A 24509-nucleotide genomic window follows, 5' to 3' on the forward strand; every position below is an offset into this window, starting at 1 on the left:
GCTGGGCGTGAGTGGGGGGCGGGAGGGTGGGGAAAGGGGTGGGGACGCGGAACGGCCCGGCGAGGGGACGCCGGGCCGTTGCGTGAGGGGTGCGGTGGTTACTTGCGCTTGCGGATTTCGTCGGCAGCCTGCGGTACGACCTTGTTGAGGTCGCCCACCACGCCGAAATCGGCGAGCTCGAAGATCGGCGCCTCGGCGTCCTTGTTGACCGCGACGATCGTCTTCGAGGTCTGCATGCCGGCCCGGTGCTGGATCGCGCCGGAGATGCCGAGCGCCACGTAGAGCTGCGGCGACACCGTCTTGCCGGTCTGACCGACCTGGAACTGGTGCGGGTAGTAACCGGAGTCGACAGCCGCACGGGAGGCACCGACAGCACCACCGAGCAGGTCAGCAAGCTCCTCGACCAGCTTGAAGTTGTCGGCGCTGGCGACACCGCGGCCACCGGAGACGACGATCGACGCCTCGGTGAGCTCCGGGCGCGAGCCCTTCTGCTCGGCGACCCGCTCGACCACCTTGGTCAGCTTGTCGGTGTCGGACACCGCGACGGTCAGTTCCTCGACCGCGGGGCTGGCCGCGGCCGCGACCGGCGTCACCGAGTTCGGGCGGATGGTGACGATCGGCAGGCCGCGGGTCACCTTGGACTTGACGATCGTGGAGCCGGCGAAGACCACCTGGGTGGCGGTGCCGTCGGCTTCGACCGCGACCGCGTCGGTGAGCAGGCCGTTGTCCAGCTTGACCGCCAGGCGACCGGCGATCTCCTTGCCCTCCTGGGTGGAGCCGAGCAGCACGGCGGCCGGCTGCACCCGCTTCACCAGCTCGGCGACCACCGTGGCCTTCGGGGCCACCAGGTAACCCTCGACGTCCTCACCGGACGCGGCGTAGATCTTCTCGGCGCCGTACTCGGCGAGCTTGTCGCTCACCTGCGCCACGTCGCCGAACACGACCGCGGAGGGCGAGCCCAGCCCGCGGGCGATGGTCAGCATCTCGAGCGTGACCTTCTTGACGCCGGCAGCCTGTGAGGCCTCGACGACGACCAGTACTTCAGCCATGACGATGATCCCTCTCAGACGAACTTCTCGGTGGCGAGGTACGCGACGAGCTGCTCGCCGCCGTTGCCCTCGTCGGTGACCTTGGTGCCGCCGGACCGGGCCGGCCGCTTCGAGAACTCGAGCACGATGCTGGTGGCACCGGCGAAGCCGACCTCGTCCGCGGCGACGCCGAGGTCACCGAGGGTGAGGCTCTGCACCGGCTTCTTCTTGGCGGCCATGATGCCCTTGAAGGAGGGGTAACGCGGCTCGTTGATGGTGTCCCAGACGCTGACGATCGCCGGGGTGGCGGCCGTGACGACCTCGTAGCCCTCGTCGGTCTGCCGCTCGATGGTCAGCTGGGAACCGTCGACGGTCAGCTTGCGGGCGCCGGTGAGGGCGGCCACGCCGAGACGCTCGGCCAGCATGTGCGGCACAACCTGAACGCGGCCGTCGGTGGACTCGGCGCCGCAGATGATCAGGTCCGCGTTCAGGGTGCCGAGCGCGGCGGCCAGCACCTTGGAGGTGGCGACGGCGCACGAGCCGTGCAGCGCGTCGTCCTGGACGTGCACCGCCTTGTCGGGGCCCATCGAGAGCGCCTTGCGGATCGAGTCGGTCGCGCCACCGGGGCCCACCGTCAGCACGGTCACCTCGCCACCGTGCGCTTCCTTGATCTTCAGCGCTTCCTCGATGGCGTATTCGTCCATCTCGTTGATGACGTTGCTCGACGACGCCCGATCCACCGAGAAATCAGCGGACAGGGTGCGCTCGGCACCGGAGTCGGGCACCTGCTTCACCAGTACGACGATGTTCATCGCGCTCCTACGACCCTCCTGTTTTGAACGCACCGTTGCGGCCGGCCCTGTGTGCCGGCCCGGGGCGTGCTTGGGGCGGCAGACATGTCAGCCAGGTTACCCGCCAGTAGCTTTATCGTTGCCGGCCACCCAGAGTGACACACCTCACCCACGGGACGATCGTGATCGCTACAGTGGCGATGAGGAGGTGTCAGACATGTCCGGCCAAAATTCTTCGCTGGTGGACGGAGTCCGTTCGCCCGCGTCCCATATTCCCCCACACCCGGGAGTCGTCGAGCCGCAGTCCCATGGTCGCGCCGGCCCGGACTCGCCGTGGTGTCTCTGCGGGCGCCCGCGGGAAGCCTGCGTCAGTGACGAAGTCCGCATCCTCTGGTGCCCCCCTTCTTGACCCGATAGGTCAATAATCGACGGGTGCTCGGTGGCCTGGCTCAATGGTTCGACCCGGATCGGGGAACAGAGCGGGGAACCACTCCCGACTACCGCTTCTCGCTGGCCAACGAGCGGACGTTCCTCGCCTGGATCCGCACCGGCCTGGCGCTGATCGCCGGCGGCCTGGCCTGCGCGCAGTTCCTGCCGCCGCTGCCGGTCGCCCACCTCCGCGAGATCATCTCGATCCTGCTGCTGGTGCTCGGCGGCGTGGTGGCGCTGCGCGCGGTCGACCACTGGGCCCGCACCGAGCGCGCCATGCGCCTCGGCACCGCCCTGCCCCGGTCCCGCTTCCCGGCCGTGCTCGCCATCGTGGTCGCGATCGGCGCCGCCGCCCTGGTGATCGCGGTGCTCGTCCAGGTCTTCTGATGCCACCGGAACAGCCACCGGAACGTAAGCGAATGCCGCCGGAACAGCCACCGGAACGTAAGCGACTGCCGCCGGAACAGCAGCGAGATCCGGGAGCCTCCGCCGAGCGCACCCGGCTCGCCTGGCGGCGTACCGGCCTGTCCGCCGCAGTGGTCGCCCTGCTCACCATGCGCCCCGCCTTCGCACCCGGCGCCGGACCGGCGGAGTGGCTGAGCGCCGCCGCCGCGATGGCGGGCTGGGCGGCCATGGTGGCCCTCGCCCTCCATCGGGCCCGTGGCCTGCGTAACCGTTTTCCGGTGCCCGTTCCGTCCTCGATCCGAGCCTATGCCCTGATCACGGCGGCCCTCGCGGTCCTCGGCGGATGGGTTGTCATGCTCTGATCGTCGCCGTCCTGGCATAAGCGGGGCATCATTGCGGGCATGGTCCGGTTGCTCATCTTCTTGGCCGCGGCGGCACTCGTCCTGCTCATCCTGGCGCTCATCAGCGGCCTGGCGGCGGAACGAGTCCGTAACATGCCGCGGACGGTCTGGATCCTCGTGATCCTTTTCATTCCGATCGCCGGTCCGGTCGCCTACTTCGCGTGGGGCCGTCCGGTCAACCGGACGGTTCGCCGTCCCCCGCGACGCCCCAGCTCACCGGACGACGATCCGGACTTCCTGCGGTCGATGGACAGCGAGCAGTCCCGCCGTGACCGCGAGCAGCTCGACAAGTGGGAGCGCGAGCTGCACAAGGACGACGAGCAGCAGTCCTGAGTCGTCAGGCGAGGTTCGAGCTGCGGGGATATGCGTCGGACGGGTCGGTGAGCACGTTCACCACGTAGGGCACGCCCGCGTCGAAGGCCCGGCGCAGGGCGGACCCGATCGCGCCCGCTTTCTCCACCGTCTCACCGGCCCCGCCGAGCGCACGCACCACCTCGTCGTAACGGAGCCCAGGCTGGAGATCGGCCGCGACGTCGTATCCGTACATGGCGCGCATCGGGTGCTTCTCCAGGCCCCAGATGCCGTTGTTGCCGATGACGATCACCGCGGGCAGGTTCTGCCGGACCAGCGACTCGGCGTCCATCAGCGAGAAGCCGGCCGCACCGTCACCCATCAGCACACAGATCTGCCGCCCGGGATAGGTGACCCGGGCACCCATCGCATATCCGAGCCCGGTGCCGAGACAGCCGTACGGGCCCGGGTCGAGCCACGTCCCCGGCTGGGCGGGCTCGAGGAAGCGCCCCGCGTACGAGACGAAATCGCCACCGTCCCCGATCGTCACCGCATCCGCGGCGAGCACCTTGCGCAGCTCGCCGTAGATCCGGGCCGGCTTGATCGGGTCGGTGTCGGCCGCCATCGCCTCCTCGTCCCGGACCTTCCCGGCGGCCTCGGCGGTACGCAGACCAGCCACCCATTCCTCGTGATCCGCCCGGTCACCGGAGTACTCGGCCAGCGCCGCCAGGATCCGCCGCAGATCTCCCGCCGGCGACACAGCCGGGGTCACATGCCCGGCCCGCTGCCCGGGCGCGTCCACGATGTGCACCACCCTCGCCGCACCGAACTCCCCGAACCCGAGCCGGAAGTCGAGCGGAGTGCCGACGACCGCGACCACGTCCGCCTCGCCGAGCGCGACCCGCCGGGCCCGCGCGAAGCCCAGCGGGTGTCCCGGCGGCAGCGCGCCCCGGCCCATCCCGTTGGCGAAGACCGGCACGCGCAGGGCCTCCGCCGCGGCCCGCAACTCGGCGACCGCGTCCCCACTCCACACGTCCGAGCCCGCCACGATCACCGGGCGCTCGGCTCGGGCCAGCAGCTCGGCGGCGCGGCGCACCTCGCCGGGGTCGGCTTCGAGGACCGGAACAGCGGGTTCCCCGGGCCGGGCCGCTTCGCCGGTGGAGTAGAGCACTTCCAGCGGCAGGTCGAGGAAGGCCGGGCCCCGGTGCGGGGTGAGCGCGGCGGTCAGCGCGGCGCTGATCTCGCCCGGGATGGATGCGGTGGCGGTGACCGTTCCCGCGTACCTGGTGATCGGGGCGACGAGCGGCACGTGGTCGAGTTCTTGAAGGCTGCCCGAGCCCCAGCGGAACGCGGGCGCCCGGCCGCCGAGCACCAGCACCGGCGAGGCGTTGAAGTGTGCGCTGGTCAGGCCGGAGATGCCGTTCGTCACACCGGGTCCGGCGGTGAGCACGGCCAGGCCCGGCCGGCGCCGCAGTTTGGCCACTGCCTCGGCGGCGAAGACCGCCGACTGCTCGTGGCGAACGTCGTAGACCGGGAAACCGGACTCGTGGGCGGCGGTGTAGAGCGGGAAGACGTGCCCGCCGGAGAGCGTGAACATCTCGGTCACCCCGAACGCCCGCAACGCTGCCAGTGCGAGCTCTCCGCCGTGCCCCTCGATCGTTCCGCCCATCGGACCCCTATCCGGCGCTCAGGCCCAGCAACTCCGCGAGGTCCTGGAAGACGTCTATCGCGTCCTGCTCGATCGGGGCGCCGTTCGCGTACCCGTAGGCGAGCACCAGCGCGACGAGCGGGACCAGCACCATCGTGATGAGGCTGAGCAGGATCTGCAGCGCCCGGAGGAAGCGGCCGCGACGGCGTTTCGGCCTCTTCGCGGGCTTCTGCGGCTGGTGGGCCTGCTGCGGCGCCGACCGGGGTGCGGCCGCGCGTCCCGGCGGAATGGGCCGGGCCGAGCCCACCGCGGGCGAGACCGGATGCGGCTGCGCCGACACCGGGGCGATCGGCCGGGCATGTGCCACCACCGGCGTCGTCGGCCGGTTCGCGCGCTGCGGTGGTCCGGCTTTTCTCTGCCGTACGGGTGACCAGCCCTCGCTCGGGGGCGGTGGGGCCGCGGCGGTCGCGTCCGGGTCGGTGCGCCAGGTCGACGGGTCGGCGTGCGGCCACGGATCGACCGGCGGGCGCAGGTGTGGAGGCCGGTCGTCGTCCGGCGGTTCCGGCGGGCCGGGCGGAACCTCGGTGGCCACTGGTCGTTTCGGCAGCGGCGCAGCGGCACTCTCCGCCGAGCGGACGTTGACTCCCGCGGCTTCCCGGGCGGTGTCGTCGGCAGGCGGCTTCTCACCATCGCCCAGCCGCTCGGTCGCCAGCGGCCCGCCCGAGACCTCTGCCGCACCGCCGTCGGACCGCTCGTCCCCGGCCCACTCCGCCCCGGCCCGCTCCGCCCCGGCCTGGTCGGCCGGGAGCAGGCGGTCGGCAACCACCGTCTCCAGATCGGGCCGGGCGATCTTCTCGGTCTCCACCGTGGGGCCCTGGTCCACGTTCGGAACGGCCCGGGTATCGGCCGCCGGGCGCACCATCGTGGCCGGCGCCGCACCGTTGACGGAGATCAGGCCGGTCGCACTCGGCAGGTATTTCGAGGGCAGCCGCATCTCCTCGGTCGGGCCGGGCGCGGCGGGCTCGGTGGACAGCAGGGCCGCTCCGGCCAGAATGCTGCCCTCGGCGACCACCAGCTCGGGCTGCTCGATCACCACCGGCGGATCGCCCAGCTCCCGGTGCAGCAGCGTGGCCACCAGCGGGATCCGGCTCGCGCCACCGACCAGGAAGACACCGGCCAGCCGCCCCTCCGGCAGGTCGGCCCAGCGCAGCAGGTTCTTGGTGACCTGCACGGTCTGGTCCAGCACCGGGCGGGCCACCGTCTCCAGTTCCTCGCGGGTCAGGTGCGCCTCGACGTCGAGCAGCGGCACCATGAAGTCCGCCGACTGGGCCCGGGAGAGGCGTTCCTTGGCGATCCGCACGTCGTCCCAGAGCTGGCGGCGGGCCCGGCGCTCCTCGACGGTGGCCGGCTCCATCAGCCGGGACCACTCGTCGGTGCGCAGGTGCTCCACGATCGCCGCGTCCACGTCGAGGCCGCCGAGGTCGTCACGGCCGTCGACGGCCAGCACCTCGAATCCGGTGCTGGTCCGGGCCACCACGCTGGCGTCGAAGGTGCCGGCGCCGAAGTCGTGCACCATCACGACCGAGCCGATCGGTACGTCGCGGCCGAGCACCTCGGCGAAGTAGGTCGCCGCGGCGACCGGCTCGGCGACCAGGCGGGCACCCTCCAGGCCGGCGCGTGCGGCGGCCTCGGCGAGAAGGGTACGGCGGGTCGCGCCCCACGACGCCGGACAGGTCAGCGTGGTCTGCGGCCGGTACGGCCCGACCGCGCGATGCCACTCCTCGGTCACCCGGGCCAGCACCGCCGCGATCAGCTCGACGATCTCGAACTCCCGCTCGCCGAGCAGCACGAGCTCGTCGTCGACGCGGCGCTTGGGGTTCGGCTCGAAGCGGGCCGGGTCGAGCCGGGCGCTGTGCACCGCGTCCCGCCCGACGAGCACGTTCCCCTCGGCGTCGGCGTAGACGGCGGACGGCAGCAACGGAGAACCGTCGACCAGGATCGGCCGGGCGCGGCCGTCCGGCCATCGCGCCACGGCGACGGTGTTCGAGGTGCCGAAGTCGATGCCGAGGGCGTACCGCTTCGGACCACCCTGGTCGATGGACATGACCGCAGTCTAGGCAATGACCGGCCGCGACCGGTTGATCCACTACCTACCGGTGAACTTGGGCTTGCGCTTCTCGACGAAAGCGGTGGTTCCTTCCACCCGGTCGTCCGTGGCGAAAAGGGCCGCGAAGAGGTGCGATTCGAGCGCGAGGCCGTTGGCGAGGTCGACGCTCAGACCGCCGTCGATGGCCTGCTTGGCTGCTCGCAGGGCCAGCGCCGGCCCGGTCGTGTACGCCCGGACCAGCTCGACGGCCGTCGCATACACCTCCGCGGCCGGGGCGACCCGGTCGGCGAGACCGATCCGCAGAGCCTCCTCGCTGTCCACCATCCGACCCGAGAAGATCAGGTCCTTGGCGCGCGCCGGGCCGACCAGGCGGGCCAGCCGCTGGGTACCGCCGGCGCCCGGGATGATGCCCAGCTTGATCTCCGGCTGGCCGAGTTTGGCGTCCTCGGCCACCACCCGCCAGTCGCAGGCCAGCGCCAGCTCGCAGCCGCCGCCCAGCGCATAGCCGGTGATCGCCGCCACGACCGGCTTCGGAATCTTGGCCACCGCGTCGAAGGCGCTGGAGAGCGCCGCGGACCGGGAGACCATCTCCTGGTACGACACCGTGGTGAACTCGGTGATGTCGGCACCCGCGGCGAACACCTTCTCGCCGCCGTACACCACGACCGCGCGCACCTGCTCGTCGCCGGACGCCGCCTGCGCCGCCGCTCGCAGCTCCTCTTGGACCTGGGTGTTCAGCGCGTTCATCGGCGGTCGCTCGAGCCGGATCGTGCCGATACCGTCCGCGACCTCGAGCCGCACGAACTCGCTCACCCTGTACCTCCTCGCATCGAGCCGTTTCGCCGTCAGCCTACGACGGGTAAGGGATACATTGGGACGCCTGGGGAGGGAAGATGACCACCTATTACCGGGATCCGGAAGTGCTCATCACGTCGTCCGGCGTGCGGATGAACGGGCGCGATTTCCGGCTGCCCGAGCTTCTCCAGGTCTGGTACACGCGCGGTTCCCGCTCGTGGGGCGTGATCGCCTGGCGCGGCGCGCTCGGCCTGACCATCCTCCTGCCGGTGCTCGTCGGTGGCCTCGCCATCACGGTCGCCCTGCTGATGCAGGCCGCGGTGATGACGGTGGTGGCCGTGCTGATCGGCGGCATCCTGGTCGGGCTCGCCGTCGTGCCGGTCGCCGACCTGCTGCTCGAGCGGATGGACCTGTCGTATGACAGGGGAAGCCGCAGCCTGGAGATCTGGGGCCGGGTGCATGGCGGTGAGGTGCTGCTCCTGCGGACCGACAACGCCCAGCGCTTCGGCCGCATCTACCGGGCCCTGCAGCGCGCCCTCGAACCCGCCGTCCGCCGTTGACAAGCCGCGACCGGACGAGCGGGAAACGGACAAGCCGCAAACGGATCGGGAAACGGACGATCGGGGAACGGACGAGCGGCGATCGGGAGGCGCTCGGCCTGGCCGCCCTGCTGGCCACGACGGGGGTGCTGCACTTCGCCGCGCCGAAGCCGTTCGACAGCATCGTGCCGCGGTCACTACCCGGAAGTCCGCGCACATGGACGTACCTCAGCGGTGTGGCCGAATTGGCGGTGGCCGCCGCCGTCGCACATCCCCGCACCCGGCGGACCGGCGGTCTCGCCGCCGCGGCACTCTTCGCCGCGGTGTTCCCGGCCAACGTCAAGATGGCCGCCGACTGGCGCCGTGCCTCCCCGGCACGCCGGGCCATCGCCTACGGACGCCTGCCGATGCAGGTCCCGCTCATCGTCTGGGCGTGGCGCGTGGCGCGCTGATTCCCGGATCGCCGCGCTGGAGGCGAGGGCCCTGTCGTCTCAGGACCGGTTGTAGAGAGCTTCGATCTCGGACCGGTCGGGCAGCGCCCCGCTGGCGCCCACCTTCTGCACGCACACGGCGCCGGCGGCATTGGCCCAGCGCACCGCCTCGACCAGGTCCCGGCCCTCGCCCCAGGCGACAGCGAGCGCACCGGTGAACGCGTCACCGGCGGCCGTGGTGTCGGCCACCTCCACCCGGTAGGCGGGGACGTGCTCGTCACGGCCGTCCCGGTCGGCGTAGCGCGAGCCGGCGCCGCTGAGCGTGAGCACCACCCGGGGCACCAGGGCCAGCAGGGCGGCGATGTCCGGCTCGGCGGCACCGGTGATGGCCCGGGCCTCGATCTCGTTGACCACGAGCAGGTCGACCTCGTCGAGCATCGCGGCCGGCAGGTCCCGGGCGGGTGCGGCGTTCAGGATCGTGCGGGTGCCCGCGGCACGGCCGGTACGCAGGGCGGTGTGCACCGTGCTCATCGGGATCTCCTGCTGGCAGAGCAGGACGTCGGCGTCGGCGATCGCGGCCCGCTCGGCGTCGGTGAGCTCGGTGAACGTACGGTTCGCGCCGGGGCTGACCAGGATCGAGTTCTCGCCGTCCCGGTCGACCATGATCACAGCCACGCCGGAGGTGCCGTAGCTCGTACGCACGCGGCTCGTGTCCACACCCGCGGCCGTCAGCCGCGAGCCCAGGGTGACCCCGAAGGCGTCGGAGCCGATCGCACCGAGGAACGTGGTCGTACCGCCGGCCCGGGCGGCCGCGATGGCCTGGTTCGACCCCTTGCCGCCGGGCGCCATCACGAAGTCGTCGCCGAGCACCGTCTCGCCGGGCCGCGGCAGGCGCTCGGCCAGCCCGACCAGGTCCATGTTCGCGCTGCCCGCGACGACGACCCGGGTCGGCATCTAGCCGGCCCGTGCGGTGTAGCGGTCGCCGAACCGGTCCACGACCAGCGGCAGGCCGAACGTCTTCGTCAGGTTCTCCGCGGTCATCACCTCGCCGAGCAGCCCGGCCGCGACCGTGACACCCTCGCGCAGCAGCAGGCCGTGGGTGAAGCCCGGCGGGATCTCCTCGACGTGGTGCGTCACCAGCACCATCGCCGGCGCGTCCGGGTCGAGGGCCAGCTCGGTCAGGTGCCCGATCAGCGTCTCCCGGCCGCCCAGGTCGAGGCCCGCGGTCGGCTCGTCGAGCAGCATCAGCTCGGGATCGGTCATCAGGGCCCGCGCGATCTGGGTGCGCTTGCGCTCGCCCTCGGAGAGGGTGCCGAACTCGCGCTCCGCGAAACCGGTCATGCCCAGCTGGTCCAGCAGCTGGCGGGCGCGCACCTCGTCCTGCGGGTCGTAGCTCTCCCGCCAGCGGCCCACCACCGACCACGCGGCGGTGACCACGACGTCGATCACCCGTTCGGTGGGCGGGACCTGATCGGCGAAACGGCCGGTGGTGATGCCCACCCGGGTCCGCAGCTCGTTGACGTCGGTACGCCCGAGCCGCTCGCCCAGCACGTACGCCACACCACGGGTGGGGTGCAGGCGGGCGGACGCGAGGTTCAGCAGGGTCGTCTTGCCGGCACCGTTCGGGCCAAGCACCACCCACCGCTCGTCCAGCTCGACCTGCCAGGACAGGTCACGGACCAGGTGATTTCCGCCGCGGACCACGCTCACACGGTCGAAGGCGATGACGGTGTCCCCGTCGGGCGGAATGGGTACGGCAACCTCAGGCACGCGTCCATCCAATCATGTGCCGTCTCCGCTCCGAGACGGCGTGCCAGTGCCACACCCCAGGGTGACCAAGTCCGCCCGCCGGTCGTCACCGCCGGCGCCCGACGCCGGTCCGCCGGTTGTCGCCGGCGGCGTGTGACGTCAGTCCGCCGGTTGTCGCCGGCGGCGTGTGACGTCAGTCCGCCGGTTGTCGCCGGCGGCGTGTGCCATCAGTCCGCCGGTTGTCGCCGGCGGCGTGTGCCATCAGTCCGTCGTCGAGCCGAAGACCTCGTCGCGGACGGCGTCCAGGGCGGTGCGGAGGGCGCCGTGCAGCACCGGCTCGGAGGCCACTCCGGTGACCACGACCTTGGGCGAGACCAGCGTGATCGCCGAGACCTCGCGCTCCACCCGCTCGGCGAGCGCGGGGCCGCCGGCCCGGCCGACCTCACCGGCGAGCACCACGAGCGGCGGGTCGAGCACCACGCAGGTGGCGGCGACACCGAGCGCCAGGCGGCGGGCCAACTCGTCGAGCACCGGCTCACCGGGCGGCCCGGCGGCCACCGCGGCACGGACCACGTCGGCCGCCTCGGCACCGCGGAAGCCGAACTGCTTGCCGATCGCCTTGACCGCGTCCGCGCCGGCGATCGCCTGGAACGCGCCCTTCACGCCGCGGCGCGAAGCGTTGTGCGGCACCTCGGCGCCCGCCACCGGCAGGTAGCCGATCTCACCGGCGGCACCGGTGGCGCCCTGGTGCAGGCGGCCGGCGATCACGGTGGCCAGACCGACACCACGGCCGATCCAGATCAGGGCGAAGTCGTTCACGCCGGTCGCCGCGCCGGTGCTGGACTCGGCGACGGCCGCCATGTTCACGTCGTTGCCGAAGACGACAGGCGTGCTCAGGTCGCGGCGCAGCTCGGCCAGCAGGCCCCGGTGCCAGCGCGGCAGGTCGTGGGCGAACGAGATCTCGCCGGACTCCGGGTCCACCAGGCCGGGCGTGCCGAGGACGACCCGGCGTACCGAGGACATGTCGGTGCCGGCCTCGCCCGCCGCCTGGACCACGGCGTTGTGCACCACGCCGACCGGGTCGTCGGTGTCCTTGGTGCTCTGCTCCACCCGGCTGGTGATGTTGCCGGTGATGTCGGCGCACGCGGCGACCACGCAGTCCGGTCCGACATCGACGCCGATCACGTGGGCGCTGCCCGGGGTGACCGCGTAGAGCTGGGCGTTGGGGCCGCGCCCGCCGGCCTGCTCACCCACCCGCCGCACCAGGCCGCGCTCCTCCAGCCGCTCGACGAGCTGGGAAGCGGTGACCTTGCTCAGCCCGGTCATCTCCCCGAGCTGCGCCCGGGTGAGTGGACCGCGCGTGAGCAGCAGGTCCAGCGCTGCACGATCGTTGAGTGCGCGCAGCAGCCGGGGCGTGCCCGGTAGGCGGGTGGCGGCCATAAGCGTTCGTCCCCTAATACTAAAGTTTCTTTCCTGTTACAGTGTCGGCGCACGACATGCGACCGCAGCGTAACGGTCGGCAACGCCGCCGAACCGCAGGGTGGCTCATCGACCCCGAGCGATCATGGCAGCTCGGGGGCCACCTCGACCAGATTTGCGTCATCGGAAGGACAAGATGTCGACCGACCCCGGCCTTCGCCGACTCGCCCTGCACACCCTGCTTGCCGCGTTTCCAGGACATACCGCCCCTGGCTGGGCCCTGGAACTGCTGGCCGACGGACTCGCCGGGCACACCCTGTTCGGCACCAACGTCGCCGACCCGGTGCAGCTGGCCGCGCTGACCGCGGACCTGCGTACGGCACGGCCGGACGCGCTGCTCGCCATCGACGAGGAGGGCGGGGACGTCACCCGGCTCGGGCATCGGACGGGTAGCCCGTACCCCGGCAATGCCGCGCTCGGCGCGGTCGACGACCCCGAGCTCACCCGCCTGGTCTACGCCGCCATCGGCACCGACCTGGCCGCCGCCGGCATCAACCTGAACCTGGCACCCACCGTCGACGTCAACACCGCCGACGACAACCCGATCATCGGGACCCGCTCGTTCGGCTCCGACCCGGCCCTAGTCGCCCGCCACGCCGGCGCCGCGATCACCGGCCTGGAGTCGACGGGCGTGGCCGCGTGCGCCAAGCACTTCCCCGGCCACGGCGCCACCGTCAGCGACTCGCACCTCGAACTGCCCACCGTCGACGTCCCGCTGCCCGTCCTCCGCGACCGCGACCTCCCACCCTTCGCGGCCGCCGTCGCCGCCGGCGCGCAGGCCGTGATGAGCGCGCACATCCGCGTGCCCTCGCTCACCGGCGACAGCCCCGCCACGTTCAGCCGGGCCGCGCTGACCGGCCTGCTCCGCGGCGAGTACGGCTTCCGCGGCGTGATCGTCACCGACGCCCTCGAGATGCACGGAGCGGCCGGCGCCGCGGGCAGCATCCCGCTGGCCGCCGTGGCAGCCCTGACCGCCGGCGCCGACCTGCTCTGCATCGGCGCCGACGTCGACCGTCCCCTCGTCGAGGCCGTGGCGGCGGAGATCGCGGCGGCGGCCACCGACGGGCGCCTCCCGCTGGACCGCCTTGAGAACGCGGCCGCCCGTACCGCTGCCCTGGCCGCCTGGAGCTCGACCCCCCGCACAGCCGGCAGCCGCGACGCGGACCTCGGCGTCGCCGCGGCCCGCCGCGCCGTCCTGGTCGAAGGTTCCCCCGCCGAGCTCGCATCGCCGCTGGTGGTCCAGTTCGTCGCCGGGCACTCGATCGCGGAGGGCCGGGTGCCGTGGGGCCTGCGCCCGCACCTCAACGGAACCGAGATCCTCGAGGTGGAAGCCGGAGAAGCCTCCCCGGAGAGCCTCGCGTCCCGAGCCGGCTCCCGCCCCGTGGTGATCGTCGGCCGCCGCCTGCACAACTCACCGGCGGCGCGCTCGATCGTGGAGAAGCTCGCCGCGGAACGGGCTGTCGGAGTGGTGGAGATGGGCTGGCCGTCGTCGTGGCGGCCGGAAGGGGTACGCGCCTTCGTGGTCACCCACGGCGCCAGCCTGGCCAACGGCCGCGCGGCGGCTGAGGTGCTGGGGCTGGCCGCTCACTGACGCTGCGGGGAGGGGCCTCGGCTCCTCCCCGTCTCAGTCCGGCCCCCTCGGACGTGATCCAGATCGCTCAGATCTTCCGCCCCGGTTTTCTTGAACGCGTTCAAGAACTGGCGTAACTTGAGCACGAAGGTAGTTGAACACGTTCAAGAAAGGCTCGTCATGGATCACAAGGCCGTGATGTACCTGGTCTACCTGCTGGTCAGCATCGGGCTGACCGTGTGGGTGGCGACCACGCTCTCCCGCAACGGGCAGATCTTCCTGGAGGAGGTCTTCGCCGACTCCAAGCTCGCCCGCGCCGTCAACCAGCTCCTCACCATGGGCTTCTACCTGCTGAACCTGGGCTACACGACGGTGGCGATGCGTTCCGAGGAGATCGTCACCAGCACCAGCGAGGCCCTGGAGACCCTCTCTCTGAAGATCGGCCTGGTCCTGCTGGTCCTCGGCGTCCTCCACTTCTGCAACGTCTACTTCCTCAACCGCTACCGCCGCGGACGCCTCCGCCAGGCCCAGGGCACCCCGCCGCTGCCGCCCGCCTCGCGACTCCAGGTGCCCCCGCACCACATGCCCCCACCCACCATGCCGCCGCACATGCCGCCGCCGCAGGCTCACGCCTAGAGGCACCGGAGATGACCGAGCACACCGATCCGGCCGGGCACGGGGCCGGCCGGATCGGCTCCTTCACCGTCCTGTACGACGCCGCATGCCCCCTCTGCCGCGCAGCACACCGATGGCTGGCAGGACGCCTCCAGCTCGTACCGCTGACGTTCGTCCCGGCCGCCTCCCCCGAGGCCCGGCTCCGATTCCCCGGCCTCGACCACGCCGCCACCCTGCGCGACCTCACCCTGATCGCCGACACCGGCGAGGTGTACGCGGGCGACGGCGCCTGGCTCGCCTGCCTCTGGGCTCTCGCCGACTACCGGGCCCTCGCCGAACGCCTCAGCACACCGGCGCTGCTCCCCGTCGCCCGCCGCGTGATCGCAACGGCGTCGGCCGTCCGCCTGTCGACCCGCACCCCCGGATACGGTGACGTCTGTGACGAAACCTGCCGCTGAAGACGCCGGCCCACCCGAACAGGCAGGCGACTCCACCGCAGAAACCAAGCCGCCCGCCCCGCCGGCTGGCGGTGGGGAGAAGCCGCCCGCCCCGCCGGCTGGCGGTGGGGAGAAGCCGCCCGCCCCGCCGGCTGGCGGTGGGGAGAAGCCGCGGCGGGCTCGGGGTGAGCAGACCCGGCAGGTGATCCTCGAGACGGCGTTGCGGCTGTTCCGCGAGCGGGGGTACGCGGACACGACGATGCGCGCCATCGCCAAGGAGGCCGGGGTAGCCGTCGGGAACGCGTACTACTACTTCGACTCCAAGGAACACCTGATCCAGGGGTTCTACGACCACCTCCAGGGCGCACACCGGGCCGCCGCCACCCCGGTCCTCGCCGAACACCGGGACTTCGCCGCCCGGCTGCGCGGTGTGCTGCACGCCGGCATCGATGTGAACGCGCCGTACCACTCGTTCGCGGCCACCTTCTTCAAGACCGCGGCTGAGCCCTCCTCCCCGCTGAGCCCCTTCTCCAGCCAGTCGTCACCGGCCCGGGACGCCTCGATCGGCATCTTCCGTGAGGTCCTCGACGGCTCCACGGCGAAGATCGACCCAGAGTTACGGGAGCACCTGCCGGAACTGCTCTGGCTGTCGTGGATGGGCGTCACCCTGTTCTGGGTCTACGACAACTCCCCGGAGCAGCGGCGCACCCGCCGCCTGATCGACGGCGTCGTGCCGCTGATCGACCGCCTGGTCAGCCTCTCCCGCCTGCGGGTGCTCCGGCCGGCCCTCCGCCAGGTCCTGGAGCTGCTGGACACCGTACGGCGTGACGACTAACAACATCACCCACCGTAATGGGATTCGCGACTTTTGCCTCCCGTGTCGGTAAAGGGCGAATCTTCCGCCCGAACCGGACCAACCGAACGGCCAATCCGCTCACTCAGCGCTTCCACCTCCCGCTCGTCATCACGTAGCGTCATGTCCGCAGGTGGGTCTGGGGACGTCGCGGAACTCGACTCGGGACCAGTCGAACCGCGACGCAGACGGTGAGCCGGGCACGGCAAGGCTTCGGGAGCAGCCCGCCGAGGCCCGGCTCACCACCGTCAACGCCCCACGCGCCACCGTCAACGCCCCACTCGCCACCGCTGCGACGGCGCAGATCATCAGGCGACGGCGCGGATCATCGAGCGAAGGCACGGATCATCGGATGGCGTCGGCTGTGTCGCAGCCCGGCGAGCACGGTGCGGCCAGACCACGCCAGCCGCGTGATCGAAGCACCTTGGCGACCTGGCCGGCCACCGCGCAGCCGCGTTCGCTGATGTCGGCGGCCCCGTACCGCAGGACGACCTCGCCGCCCTGCACCGCGGCGTTGTCCCGGCGGAAGTCACGCCAGCGCTGGTCAGTGGGGTGAGCCGCCCGGCCGTCGAGTTCGACCAGCACGCCGAAAGCGACATAGTGCACGTCGTCATACCAGAGGACGCCCTCCCGGGAGCGACGCCGCTGACGTTCGCCGACGGGCAGGTCGTGGGCTCGTTCGACGTCGCGCAGGTAGCGCCACTCCAGGACGGAGCGGCAGCCGGTCTCGGCATCGTCGAGCAGGGCCGTCACGTCGCGGCGGCGCGGCACGCGAAGCCGGCCGGCGAGGGCCTTGGCCACCCGCTCAGGTGTCGTCAGGCGCCGGCCGCAGGCGGCAGCGATCCAGGCCATCGCTGTCTCGTCGGAGGTGGCGGTCAGGGCGAGATCCAACACGGTTTCCTCGACACGGGTCTGTGGTGGTCGGCGGGTCGGATGTCGTCGCTTCCTGATCTGACGGGACCGGTGCACCACCAGCCCCGACGGCGCCCGGATCCGGCGCGCCTCGGGGATGGTGATGTGGATCCGGCATTTCGGCTCCTCGACGAGCCCGACCTCCTCCGCCGCGGACCCGTGCGAGAGGACCGCGCCGGCACCGGCCCGTAACACCGCCGCCCAGCGCAGGGCTGAGCGCGGCACCTCACCGGTGAACGTCGCGTAGGTGCCACCGGACAGCCGCTGCCACCGCCCGGACTCGAGTCGATGTCGCACGGCGGCAACGCTCAGTCCGGTGCGCAGAGCCTGGGATCGGGTCACCACTCCGCGTTGCCTGCGGCTGATCTCGTCCAACTGCGTCATGCCGGACACGATGCCGTTCCCGCCGGCCCTCGGCGACCACCCCTGTGGACAGCCGGAAATTGTGGATATCCGGTAATGCGGAAACCTCGCGCTGCCCTGACCGCCACACGTTTCCGCATTCCAAGATCGGCAACACAACTGGCCGACCACCGAAACGACAAAAGCCCCAAAACCGCGCAAGGCGCAAGGCGCAAGGCGCAAGGCGCAAAGCGCAAGGCGCAAAAGCGCAAGGCGCAAAAGCGCAAGGCGCAAAAGCGCAAGGCGCAAAAGCGCAAGGCGCAAATGCCCAAGGCGCAAACGGCTGCCCGGCGCAAACGCGCCGGGCAGCCACCAACTCAAGCAGCAGAAGACGTCTTGACCAACGTACGAATCTGCCTCAGCAAAACCGAGAGAGCCGCCAGATCCGCCGGCGAATCATCCACATCACCCATGGCGTTCGAGGCACGGGCGATGGAAGCCGCATTGACCTGCTCCCACTCCGAAACCCGATCCTCCGGCCCGGCAGAAGCCGGCGTCGACTGCAGAACCTCAGCAGTGAGCGCCGCAAGAGCCGCATAGAGGTCGTACCGCAGAGCCATCCGCGCCAGCGTCTGCCACCGATCCCCCCGCGGCAGCCGGGAGATGTGCGACAGCAGCGCATCCACCCCGAACCGCTCCGAGAGCACGAAGTACACCTCCGCCACCTCTCTGGGCTCCCGGCCGATGGCCGCAGCCGTCTCCAGGATGTCCAGCAGGCCGAACCCGTAGAAGACCCGGCTCACCGTGGCCGACAGTTCCTCCGGGACGCCCTTGCCGACGAGTGTCTCCGCCCGCGCTTCGAGGGCACGGCTCTCGCCGCCGACCACCAGGCGGGGCAACTCGGGCAGGAGGGTGGAGACTCCGGGACGCAGTTTGGAGATCTCACCGACCACGTCGATCGGCGAGCGCCGGGTGCTGACCAGCCACCGCACGGCCCGGTCGAGCAGCCGCCGGGTCTCCAGCAGCACCATGGTCTGCGCGGGCGTCGGCACCTGGTTGTCCAGGGCTTCCGCGGCCGCCCAGATGCCCGGCAGCCCGTAGACGTCACGCACCACCACATAAGCCCGCACGACATCGGCCGCGGAGGCGCCACTCTCCTCCATCGCCCGGTGCACGAACGACGTACCCCCGCGGTTGACCACCTCGTTGACCAGCGAGGTCGAGATGATCTCCCGGCGCAGCCGGTGTCCGGCCATCCGGCCGGCGAACCGCTCCCGCAACGGGGTGGGGAAATACCTGGTGAGCACGTCGGTGGTCCAGGTTTCGTCGACCAGTTCGTCGGCGAGGATCTCGCGCTCCAAACTGATTTTGACGTACGCAAGGAGCACCGCGAACTCGGGCGGTGTCAGTCCCTCGCCGGCCTCCGAGCGGGCCTGGAGTTCCTTGTCGGTGGGGAGGGCCTCCAGCTCCCGGTTGAGCACGCCGCGGTTCTCCATGGCCGTGAGCATGCGCCGGTGCACCGGGAGCAGCGAGTGTGCCTGCGCCCGGGCGTTGCCGAGGGCCGTCGCCTGCTCGTAGTTGTCGCGCAGCACCAGCGCGGCGACCTCGTCGGTCATCGTGGCGAGCAGTTCGTCACGTTCCGGCATGGTCAGCTCGCCGTCGACGACCGCGCCGCCGAGCAGGATCTTGATGTTGACCTCGTGGTCGGAGCAGTCGACACCCGCGGAGTTGTCGATGAAGTCGGTGAAGACCCGGCCGCCGGCGCGGGCGAACTCGATGCGCCCGCGCTGGGTGAGGCCGAGGTTGCCGCCTTCGCCGACCACCTTGACGCGCAGGTCGGCGCCGTTGACCCGGATGGCGTCGTTGCCCTTGTCGCCGACGTCGGCGTGCGACTCGGAGGCGGCTTTGACATAGGTGCCGATGCCGCCGTTGAAGAGCAGGTCGACGGGCGCTCGGAGGATGGCCCGCATCAGGTCGGGCGGGCTGATCGCGGTGGCCTCGCCCAGGTCGAGGGCTTCCCGGATCTGTGCGCTGACCGGGATCGACTTGGCACCGCGGGGGAAAATCCCGCCGCCCTCGCTGATCAGGGACTTGTCGTAGTCGGCCCACGACGAGCGTGGCAGGTCGAAGAGGCGCTGTCGTTCGTCGTACGAGATCTGTGGGTCCGGATCGGGGTCCAGGAAGATGTGGCGGTGGTCGAAGGCGGCGATCAGCCTGATGTGCCGCGACAGCAGCATGCCGTTGCCGAAGACGTCGCCGGACATGTCGCCGACGCCGACCACGGTGAAGTCCTGGGTCTGCGTGTCGGTGCCGAGGTCGCGGAAGTGCTTCTTGACCGATTCCCAGGCGCCGCGGGCGGTGATGCCCATCTTCTTGTGGTCGTAGCCGGCGGATCCGCCGCTGGCGAAGGCGTCACCCATCCAGAAGTCCCGGCCGACCGAGATCTCGTTGGCGATGTCGCTGAACGTCGCGGTGCCCTTGTCCGCGGCGACCACCAGGTAGGGGTCGTCGGAGTCGTGACGGACCACGTCACGCGGCGGCACGATCTTGCCGCTGAGGATGTTGTCGGTGACGTCCATCAGGGCGGTGATGAACTGCTTGTAGCAGTCGACCGCCTCGTCGCGGTCGCCCGGCTTCTGCTTGAGCACGAAGCCACCCTTGGCGCCGACCGGCACGATCACCGAGTTCTTCACCATCTGGGCCTTGACCAGACCCAGGACTTCGGTACGGAAGTCCTCGCGCCGGTCCGACCAGCGCAACCCACCACGGGCGACGGCGCCGAACCGCAGGTGGACACCCTCGAAGCGGGGCGAGTAGACGAAGATCTCGTACTTCGGGCGCGGCTGGGGCAGGTCGGGGATGGCCTGCGGGTCCAGCTTGAACGCCACGTAGGACTTGGGCCGCCCGTCCGGGCCCCGCTGGAAGAAGCTGGTCCGCAGGGTCGCCTCGATGAGCGTGAGATAGGCGCGCAGGATCCGGTCCTGGTCCAGGCTCTCCACCTGGTCGAGCAGGTCGGTGATCTCGTCGCGGATCTCGGTGGCCCGGCGGGAGCGCTCGGTCGCGTCCACCTGCAGGGCCGGCGAGAACCTGGTCTCGAAGAGCTGGAGCAGCAGCCCGGCGATCTCCGGGTACGCGGTGAAGGTCGACTCCAGGTAACGCTGGGAGAAGACGTTTCCGGCCTGGCGGAGATATTTCGCGTACGCCCGGAGCACCACCACCTGCCGCCAGGTGAAACCGGCCCGCAGGACCAGCTCGTTGAAGCCGTCGACCTCCGCCTCGCCACGCCAGGCAGCCGCGAACGCGTTCTCCACCTGTGGTCGCACCTCGGCGAGCTCACGGTGCCCGGAGGGCGGGAGCAGGCCGAAGTCGTAGAGGTAGATGACACCGTCGGGGCGGCGGATCTCGTACGGCCGCTCGTCGGTGACCCGGACGCCGAGCGAGTGCAGGACCGGGAGGACAGCGGAGAGCATCATCGGTTCGCCGTACCGATAGACCTTGAACCTTATGTCCCGCTCGTCCGGCTCGGGCGTGCCGTCAGCGCCCAGCCGGCGCCGCCGGAACAGGTGCATCGCCAGCTGGCCCGGCTCCTCGAGCAGCTCCAGCTTGGCCAGGTCCTGCATTCCCTCGTACGGGGTGTGGCTGTTCTTGTAGCTCTCCGGATAGGCCGTCGAATAGCGCCCGAAGAGCGTCTTCGCCGGCTCGTCGCCCAGCTTGCGCTCCAGGACCAGGGAGAAGTCGTCGTCCCACATCCGGGTCGCGTCGGCGAGCAGCTCGGCCAGCTCGTTCGGGTCGACCGGCCCGGGCGGCGCCGCCGGGTCGGTACGCACGATGAAGTGCACCCGCGCCAGCATCCGCTCGGTCACCCGGGTGGTGTAGTCCACCCCGATGCCGTTCAGCTCACGCAGCAGGATCTCCTGCATGCGCAGCCGGTTGCCGGTGGTGAACCGGTCACGGGGCAGGTAGATCAGGCAGCTTATGAACCGCCCGTAGCCGTCACGGCGCAGGAACAGGCGCAGCTGCCGGCGGCCGGCCATCCGGAGCACGCCGATCACGGCCTCGTACAGATCATCGGTCTTGATCTGGAAAAGCTCGTCCCGGGGATAGGTCTCCAGGATCTGCAGCAGGTCCTTGCCGGAGTGCCCGCGCGGCGACAGGCCCGAGCGGTCCATCACCTCCTGGACCTTGCGCTTGACCACGGGCAGCTGCCGGACGCTGGTCCGATACGCGGAGCTCGAGAAGAGGCCGAGGAACCGGCGCTCCCCGGTGACGTTGCCCTCGCTGTCGAAGACCTTCACGCCGATGTAGTCGAGGTAGGCGGAGCGGTGCACGGTGGCCCGCGAGTTCGCCTTGGTGATCACGAGGAGCCGCTTCTCCAGCGCCCGCTCGTATGCCTCCTGGGCCATCTCCGACGCCAGCCGGCGCGGCTTGCTCGCACCGCGCAGGATGCCCAGCCCGGTGCCCGGAACCGCGATCAGGACGCCGTCGTCCAGCCGGTACTCCCGGTACCCCAGGAAGGTGAAGTGATCGTGGGCCAGCCACTTGAGCAGCTCGATCGAGTCGGTGACGTCCTTGTCCGGCACCGGCAGGTGGTGGTCCGAACCGCGCGCGGCGGCCAGCTCGTCGGAGATGACCAGGGCGCGCTGCTTCATCCGGGGCCAGTCCTCGACCGCGTCCCGGACGTCGGTGAGCACCCGCCGCACCTCGTTGAGCAGCTGTTCCCGCGCCTCGGCCCGGCGGACCGGGTCGATCTCGATCCTTATCCAGCTCTCCACGAGGTCGCCCTCGATGGCGTCGTCCGGCTCCACCTCGGCCTCGAGCTGGGCGAGCGCGCCCAGCGGCTCGCGGCGCACCACGATCAGCGGGTGCACCAGCAGCGAGACCTGCAGGTTGTGCGCGGTCAGCAGGGCGATCACCGAGTCGACGAGGAAGGGCATGTCGTCGGTGACGATCTGCAGGATCGTGTGGCCCTGCGAGCCGTTCGGCGGCGTTATGGCGAGTTTCAGCTCGCCGGGCAGCCGGTTACGGGCCAGCTCGCGGTGCTCGACCGCGGCCGTGTACATCTCCTCCGGCGTGTACCCGACCAGCTCCTCGTCCGGCGCGAACCGCCAGAACCGGTCGACGAGCAACGCGGTCGTGTGGTCGTCACCCGCTCGCTGCACCGCCTGCGCGACAAGCCTCTCGGCGTCGGGCAGGGGCTCGTCGAGCTCTCCTGAGTCGATGGAAGCCCCGAGTCGCCCGGTGAGGGCGAGTCCGGGCCGCGCTCCGAGATCATCGGGCACGGTCTGATCAGATTCGGTCGCTGCCTCATCGGCGACAGCCATGGCGTGGCGCTCCCCTCACCCACGGCACTGTGGGTCGAACGTGTCGAGCACAGCCTAGAACGAATGACTCGGCACTCCTCACACCCCGGGTGTGCCAGCGCGCTGATGTGCGGGTTTGCGGAATTATCACCCACTGCGGGCACCCACGACGGGCGTATCCCTACTACGGTTCGATCTGCTACCCAGGGAAAGGACCGTCATGCGCCGCACCACCACCGGTTTGGCCGCGTTGCTCCTGTTGGCCGCGGGCGGCCTCGCCGGATGCTCCGAGGACCCGCCGGAGGACGCCGTCAAGACGTTCCTGACCGGCTGGCAGAAGGGCGAGCTGAAGGACGTCGGTTTCGTCGGGGCGGACGGCGCACGGCTCGCCGCCGACGACGTCCTGAGCCGCCTCCGCGAGCTCTACGGCGACCTCGACCAGGCACCCCTCGAAGTCACCACGGCCGGCGAGCCGAAGACCGAGGGCGACGCGTCCAGCCAGCCGATCAACGTGAAGTGGACGCTGCCCGGCGGCGTCAACTGGGCGTACCAGAGCACGGTGCGGGCCACCAAGGCGAACAGCGACGGCTGGCAGGTGATCTGGGAACCCACCCTGCTGCAGCCCGAGCTGGCACCCGGCGACAAGCTCCGGCTGCGCCGCGTCGCCTCCCAGCGCGCCGCCATCCAGGACGCCGCCGGCAAGCCGCTGATCGGACCGCAGAAGGTGGCCGTCGTCGGCGTCAGCCCGGTGAAGATCCAGAACCTGCCCCAGCTGCAGAAGGACCTCGACACGTCGTTCCGCAAGATCAATGTCGAGGTGGACTTCGCCGGGCTCAAGGACCGCGTCGACCAGTCCGACGAGGGTGCGTTCATCGACCTGGTCACCCTGCGATGGGCGGACTACAGCAAGATCAGGGACGAGATCCGGCCGCTGAAGGGCACCGTCTTCCGTACCGAGACGCGGCAGCTCGCACCCACCCGGGTCTTCGCGCGGGCACTGCTCGGCACTGTCGACCCGGCCACCAAAGAGGACATCGACAACAACCCCGAGACACTCGGCGTCGGCGATCAGGTCGGGCACGGCGGGCTGCAGCAGAAGTACGACGCGACGCTGCGAGGCACCGCCGGACTCTCCGTGGTGATCTCCCGCGAGGCCGCCGACGGTGAGGTCGAGGACTCGCCGATCTTCACCTCCGAACCGGTGAACGGCAAACCGGTCAAGGTCACCCTGGACACCGCCACACAGAACGCCGCCGACCAGGCCCTCGCCGCCGAGAAACAGCCCAGCTCCATGGTCGCGATCCGGGTCAGCGACGGCGCCGTCCTCGCGGTCGCCAACGGCCCCGACGCGGGCGGCGTCAACACCGCCATGACCGGCCAGGTGCCACCCGGTTCAACCTTCAAGGCCATTTCCGCGTACGGGCTACTCGCCGGCGGCGCCGTGAAGCCGGACACGGTGGTCGACTGCCCCAAGACGTACTCGGTCGACGGCCGCGAATTCAAGAACTCCCACGACCAGGCCCTCGGCAAGGTCCCGTTCCACGTGGACTTCGCCAAGTCCTGCAACACGGCGTTCGCCGCCCTGTCGGCGAAACTGGGCTCCGCCGGGCTGCAGGACGCGTCCAAGGCCCTCGGCCTCGGCACCACTTGGGACCTCGGCGCCGACGCGTTCACCGGCCAGATCTCCGACGGCGGCACCGCCACCGAACTCGCGGCGGCCACTTTCGGCCAGGGCAGCACGATCGTCAGCCCGATCGCGATGGCAGCGGCCACCGCGGCCATCGCCAAGGGCCAGTTCCAGACACCCAAGCTGCTCCTCGACCCGGCACCGGCCACCGCGGCCACCCCCGGCCCGCAACTCGACCAGGCCGCCGTCACCGCACTGCGCGACATGATGCGCGAAGTGGTGACAGCGGGCACCGGCACGGCCCTGCGCGCGGTGCCGGGCGGCCCGGTGTACGGCAAGACCGGCACCGCGGAATTCGAAACGGGGTCGGAGGAGACCCACTCGTGGTTCATCGGCTACCAGGACGACGTGGCCTTCGCCGCCATGGTCCAGAAGGGCGGCGCGGGCTCCGACGCCGCCGTGCCGATCGCCAAGCGCTTCCTCACCACCTTGAACAAGTAACCCGCCGCCCGCCCCGGCTGCCACCCACCTCGGCCGTCGTCCACCTCGGCCGTCGTGCACCTCGGCGTCAACCATCTCGGGGGCCGCCGCCCTCCGCCTCCACCTCTCGTCGCCGTTGCCCCCGCTCGTCCGCCGTCCCCGCCCCTCGTCCGCCGGCGCTCGGCGGACAGCACGGAGCGGGCGACTGAAGTCAGGCGGCGCCGTCGGGAAAGCCGGGACGATAGAGCGCCCCCGCCACGGGCGGGTCGAGCGGTGGACG

Annotated in this window: 20 protein-coding genes; 10 read left to right on the forward strand and 10 right to left on the reverse strand. The window is 70.9% G+C overall.

What is annotated here, in order from left to right; translation table 11 throughout:
* Window positions 1-98: 98 nt before the first annotated feature.
* Together ACFQV6_RS37625 and ACFQV6_RS37630 are read right to left on the reverse strand one after the other, a co-directional pair.
* Window positions 99-1049 (reverse strand): electron transfer flavoprotein subunit alpha/FixB family protein, encoded by a 951-nt coding sequence (locus tag ACFQV6_RS37625; RefSeq protein WP_378032472.1) that lies wholly within the window; start codon window positions 1047-1049, stop codon window positions 99-101.
* A 14-nt stretch (window positions 1050-1063) separates the two neighbouring features.
* Entirely contained in the window at window positions 1064-1840 is a 777-nt protein-coding gene (locus tag ACFQV6_RS37630; protein ID WP_378032473.1) for an electron transfer flavoprotein subunit beta/FixA family protein, read from the reverse strand.
* 411 nt (window positions 1841-2251) lie between these two features.
* On the opposite strand from ACFQV6_RS37630, the gene ACFQV6_RS37635 reads away from it, so the two are divergent.
* Genes ACFQV6_RS37635 through ACFQV6_RS37645 form a run of 3 tightly spaced genes read left to right on the forward strand, consistent with a single transcriptional unit; the run spans window position 2252 to window position 3387 of the window.
* Complete coding sequence (locus ACFQV6_RS37635; RefSeq protein ID WP_378032474.1) at window positions 2252-2635, forward strand: YidH family protein; 384 nt, start codon at window positions 2252-2254, stop codon at window positions 2633-2635.
* A 32-nt stretch (window positions 2636-2667) separates the two neighbouring features.
* A complete protein-coding gene (locus ACFQV6_RS37640; RefSeq protein ID WP_378032475.1) occupies window positions 2668-3015 on the forward strand; it encodes a DUF202 domain-containing protein in 348 nt (115 codons plus the stop codon).
* Window positions 3016-3054: 39 nt separating this feature from the next.
* Window positions 3055-3387 carry a PLD nuclease N-terminal domain-containing protein gene (locus ACFQV6_RS37645; RefSeq protein WP_378032476.1) on the forward strand — a complete coding sequence of 111 codons (333 nt, stop codon included), beginning with the start codon at window positions 3055-3057 and terminating at the stop codon, window positions 3385-3387.
* A 4-nt stretch (window positions 3388-3391) separates the two neighbouring features.
* Here the strand turns inward: ACFQV6_RS37645 and ACFQV6_RS37650 are convergent, their stop codons facing one another.
* The 3 genes from ACFQV6_RS37650 to ACFQV6_RS37660 are packed head-to-tail and all read right to left on the reverse strand — an operon-like array spanning window position 3392 to window position 7913.
* Window positions 3392-5014 (reverse strand): acetolactate synthase, encoded by a 1623-nt coding sequence (locus ACFQV6_RS37650; RefSeq protein WP_378032477.1) that lies wholly within the window; start codon window positions 5012-5014, stop codon window positions 3392-3394.
* Between the two features lie 7 nt (window positions 5015-5021).
* Complete coding sequence (locus ACFQV6_RS37655; RefSeq protein WP_378032478.1) at window positions 5022-7097, reverse strand: Hsp70 family protein; 2076 nt, start codon at window positions 7095-7097, stop codon at window positions 5022-5024.
* A 42-nt stretch (window positions 7098-7139) separates the two neighbouring features.
* Entirely contained in the window at window positions 7140-7913 is a 774-nt protein-coding gene (locus ACFQV6_RS37660) for an enoyl-CoA hydratase/isomerase family protein (protein WP_378032479.1), read from the reverse strand.
* A gap of 80 nt (window positions 7914-7993) precedes the next feature.
* On the opposite strand from ACFQV6_RS37660, the gene ACFQV6_RS37665 reads away from it, so the two are divergent.
* Window positions 7994-8455, forward strand: coding sequence for a DUF6232 family protein (locus ACFQV6_RS37665; RefSeq protein WP_378032480.1), 462 nt, complete (start codon window positions 7994-7996; stop codon window positions 8453-8455).
* Window positions 8452-8886, forward strand: coding sequence for a hypothetical protein (locus tag ACFQV6_RS37670; RefSeq protein WP_378032481.1), 435 nt, complete (start codon window positions 8452-8454; stop codon window positions 8884-8886). The genes ACFQV6_RS37665 and ACFQV6_RS37670 overlap by 4 nt, the downstream gene beginning before the upstream one ends.
* Before the next feature lie 39 nt (window positions 8887-8925).
* Here the strand turns inward: ACFQV6_RS37670 and ACFQV6_RS37675 are convergent, their stop codons facing one another.
* From ACFQV6_RS37675 to ACFQV6_RS37685, 3 genes are all read right to left on the reverse strand, one after another.
* The gene (locus tag ACFQV6_RS37675; protein WP_378032482.1) at window positions 8926-9819 is read right to left on the reverse strand and encodes a ribokinase; all 894 of its coding nucleotides are present in this window, start codon (window positions 9817-9819) and stop codon (window positions 8926-8928) included.
* Window positions 9820-10647, reverse strand: coding sequence for an ABC transporter ATP-binding protein (locus ACFQV6_RS37680; protein ID WP_378032483.1), 828 nt, complete (start codon window positions 10645-10647; stop codon window positions 9820-9822). It abuts the gene before it with no gap.
* A 228-nt stretch (window positions 10648-10875) separates the two neighbouring features.
* Entirely contained in the window at window positions 10876-12054 is a 1179-nt protein-coding gene (locus ACFQV6_RS37685) for an ROK family protein (RefSeq protein WP_378032484.1), read from the reverse strand.
* Between the two features lie 175 nt (window positions 12055-12229).
* Between ACFQV6_RS37685 and ACFQV6_RS37690 the strand changes: the two genes are divergently transcribed.
* The 4 genes from ACFQV6_RS37690 to ACFQV6_RS37705 all read left to right on the forward strand — a co-directional run bounded on the left by ACFQV6_RS37690 (window position 12230) and on the right by ACFQV6_RS37705 (window position 15550).
* Entirely contained in the window at window positions 12230-13684 is a 1455-nt protein-coding gene (locus ACFQV6_RS37690) for a glycoside hydrolase family 3 N-terminal domain-containing protein (RefSeq protein ID WP_378032485.1), read from the forward strand.
* Between the two features lie 159 nt (window positions 13685-13843).
* Entirely contained in the window at window positions 13844-14299 is a 456-nt protein-coding gene (locus ACFQV6_RS37695) for a hypothetical protein (protein WP_378032486.1), read from the forward strand.
* A gap of 11 nt (window positions 14300-14310) precedes the next feature.
* On the forward strand, window positions 14311-14736 hold the full coding sequence (locus ACFQV6_RS37700) for a thiol-disulfide oxidoreductase DCC family protein (RefSeq protein WP_378032487.1): 426 nt from the start codon (window positions 14311-14313) through the stop codon (window positions 14734-14736).
* A gap of 181 nt (window positions 14737-14917) precedes the next feature.
* A complete protein-coding gene (locus ACFQV6_RS37705) occupies window positions 14918-15550 on the forward strand; it encodes a TetR/AcrR family transcriptional regulator (RefSeq protein WP_378032488.1) in 633 nt (210 codons plus the stop codon).
* A gap of 363 nt (window positions 15551-15913) precedes the next feature.
* Here ACFQV6_RS37705 and ACFQV6_RS37710 read toward each other — a convergent pair whose 3' ends face one another.
* Both ACFQV6_RS37710 and ACFQV6_RS37715 read right to left on the reverse strand, forming a co-directional pair.
* On the reverse strand, window positions 15914-16864 hold the full coding sequence (locus ACFQV6_RS37710) for a type IV toxin-antitoxin system AbiEi family antitoxin domain-containing protein (protein ID WP_378032489.1): 951 nt from the start codon (window positions 16862-16864) through the stop codon (window positions 15914-15916).
* Window positions 16865-17199: 335 nt separating this feature from the next.
* Window positions 17200-22143 carry an NAD-glutamate dehydrogenase gene (locus ACFQV6_RS37715; RefSeq protein ID WP_378032490.1) on the reverse strand — a complete coding sequence of 1648 codons (4944 nt, stop codon included), beginning with the start codon at window positions 22141-22143 and terminating at the stop codon, window positions 17200-17202.
* Window positions 22144-22342: 199 nt separating this feature from the next.
* Between ACFQV6_RS37715 and ACFQV6_RS37720 the strand changes: the two genes are divergently transcribed.
* The gene (locus ACFQV6_RS37720; RefSeq protein WP_378032491.1) at window positions 22343-24250 is read left to right on the forward strand and encodes a penicillin-binding transpeptidase domain-containing protein; all 1908 of its coding nucleotides are present in this window, start codon (window positions 22343-22345) and stop codon (window positions 24248-24250) included.
* The last annotated feature ends 259 nt before the right edge of the window (window positions 24251-24509 follow it).

Origin of the sequence: Actinoplanes sp. GCM10030250 (assembly GCF_042666575.1) — a bacterium.
In the GTDB taxonomy this organism is placed as follows: Bacteria; Actinomycetota; Actinomycetes; order Mycobacteriales; family Micromonosporaceae; genus Actinoplanes.

What these genes read in the sequence shown, in the direction of transcription:
- ACFQV6_RS37625 (WP_378032472.1), bottom strand. Translation starts at nt 1,049, where the DNA reads ATGGCTGAAGTACTGGTCGTCGTCGAGGCCTCACAGGCTGCCGGCGTC.
- ACFQV6_RS37630 (WP_378032473.1), bottom strand. Translation starts at nt 1,840, where the DNA reads ATGAACATCGTCGTACTGGTGAAGCAGGTGCCCGACTCCGGTGCCGAG.
- ACFQV6_RS37640 (WP_378032475.1), top strand. Translation starts at nt 2,668, where the DNA reads ATGCCGCCGGAACAGCCACCGGAACGTAAGCGACTGCCGCCGGAACAG.
- ACFQV6_RS37645 (WP_378032476.1), top strand. Translation starts at nt 3,055, where the DNA reads ATGGTCCGGTTGCTCATCTTCTTGGCCGCGGCGGCACTCGTCCTGCTC.
- ACFQV6_RS37650 (WP_378032477.1), bottom strand. Translation starts at nt 5,014, where the DNA reads ATGGGCGGAACGATCGAGGGGCACGGCGGAGAGCTCGCACTGGCAGCG.
- ACFQV6_RS37655 (WP_378032478.1), bottom strand. Translation starts at nt 7,097, where the DNA reads ATGTCCATCGACCAGGGTGGTCCGAAGCGGTACGCCCTCGGCATCGAC.
- ACFQV6_RS37665 (WP_378032480.1), top strand. Translation starts at nt 7,994, where the DNA reads ATGACCACCTATTACCGGGATCCGGAAGTGCTCATCACGTCGTCCGGC.
- ACFQV6_RS37675 (WP_378032482.1), bottom strand. Translation starts at nt 9,819, where the DNA reads ATGCCGACCCGGGTCGTCGTCGCGGGCAGCGCGAACATGGACCTGGTC.
- ACFQV6_RS37685 (WP_378032484.1), bottom strand. Translation starts at nt 12,054, where the DNA reads ATGGCCGCCACCCGCCTACCGGGCACGCCCCGGCTGCTGCGCGCACTC.
- ACFQV6_RS37690 (WP_378032485.1), top strand. Translation starts at nt 12,230, where the DNA reads ATGTCGACCGACCCCGGCCTTCGCCGACTCGCCCTGCACACCCTGCTT.
- ACFQV6_RS37695 (WP_378032486.1), top strand. Translation starts at nt 13,844, where the DNA reads ATGGATCACAAGGCCGTGATGTACCTGGTCTACCTGCTGGTCAGCATC.
- ACFQV6_RS37700 (WP_378032487.1), top strand. Translation starts at nt 14,311, where the DNA reads ATGACCGAGCACACCGATCCGGCCGGGCACGGGGCCGGCCGGATCGGC.
- ACFQV6_RS37710 (WP_378032489.1), bottom strand. Translation starts at nt 16,864, where the DNA reads ATGACGCAGTTGGACGAGATCAGCCGCAGGCAACGCGGAGTGGTGACC.
- ACFQV6_RS37715 (WP_378032490.1), bottom strand. Translation starts at nt 22,143, where the DNA reads ATGGCTGTCGCCGATGAGGCAGCGACCGAATCTGATCAGACCGTGCCC.
- ACFQV6_RS37720 (WP_378032491.1), top strand. Translation starts at nt 22,343, where the DNA reads ATGCGCCGCACCACCACCGGTTTGGCCGCGTTGCTCCTGTTGGCCGCG.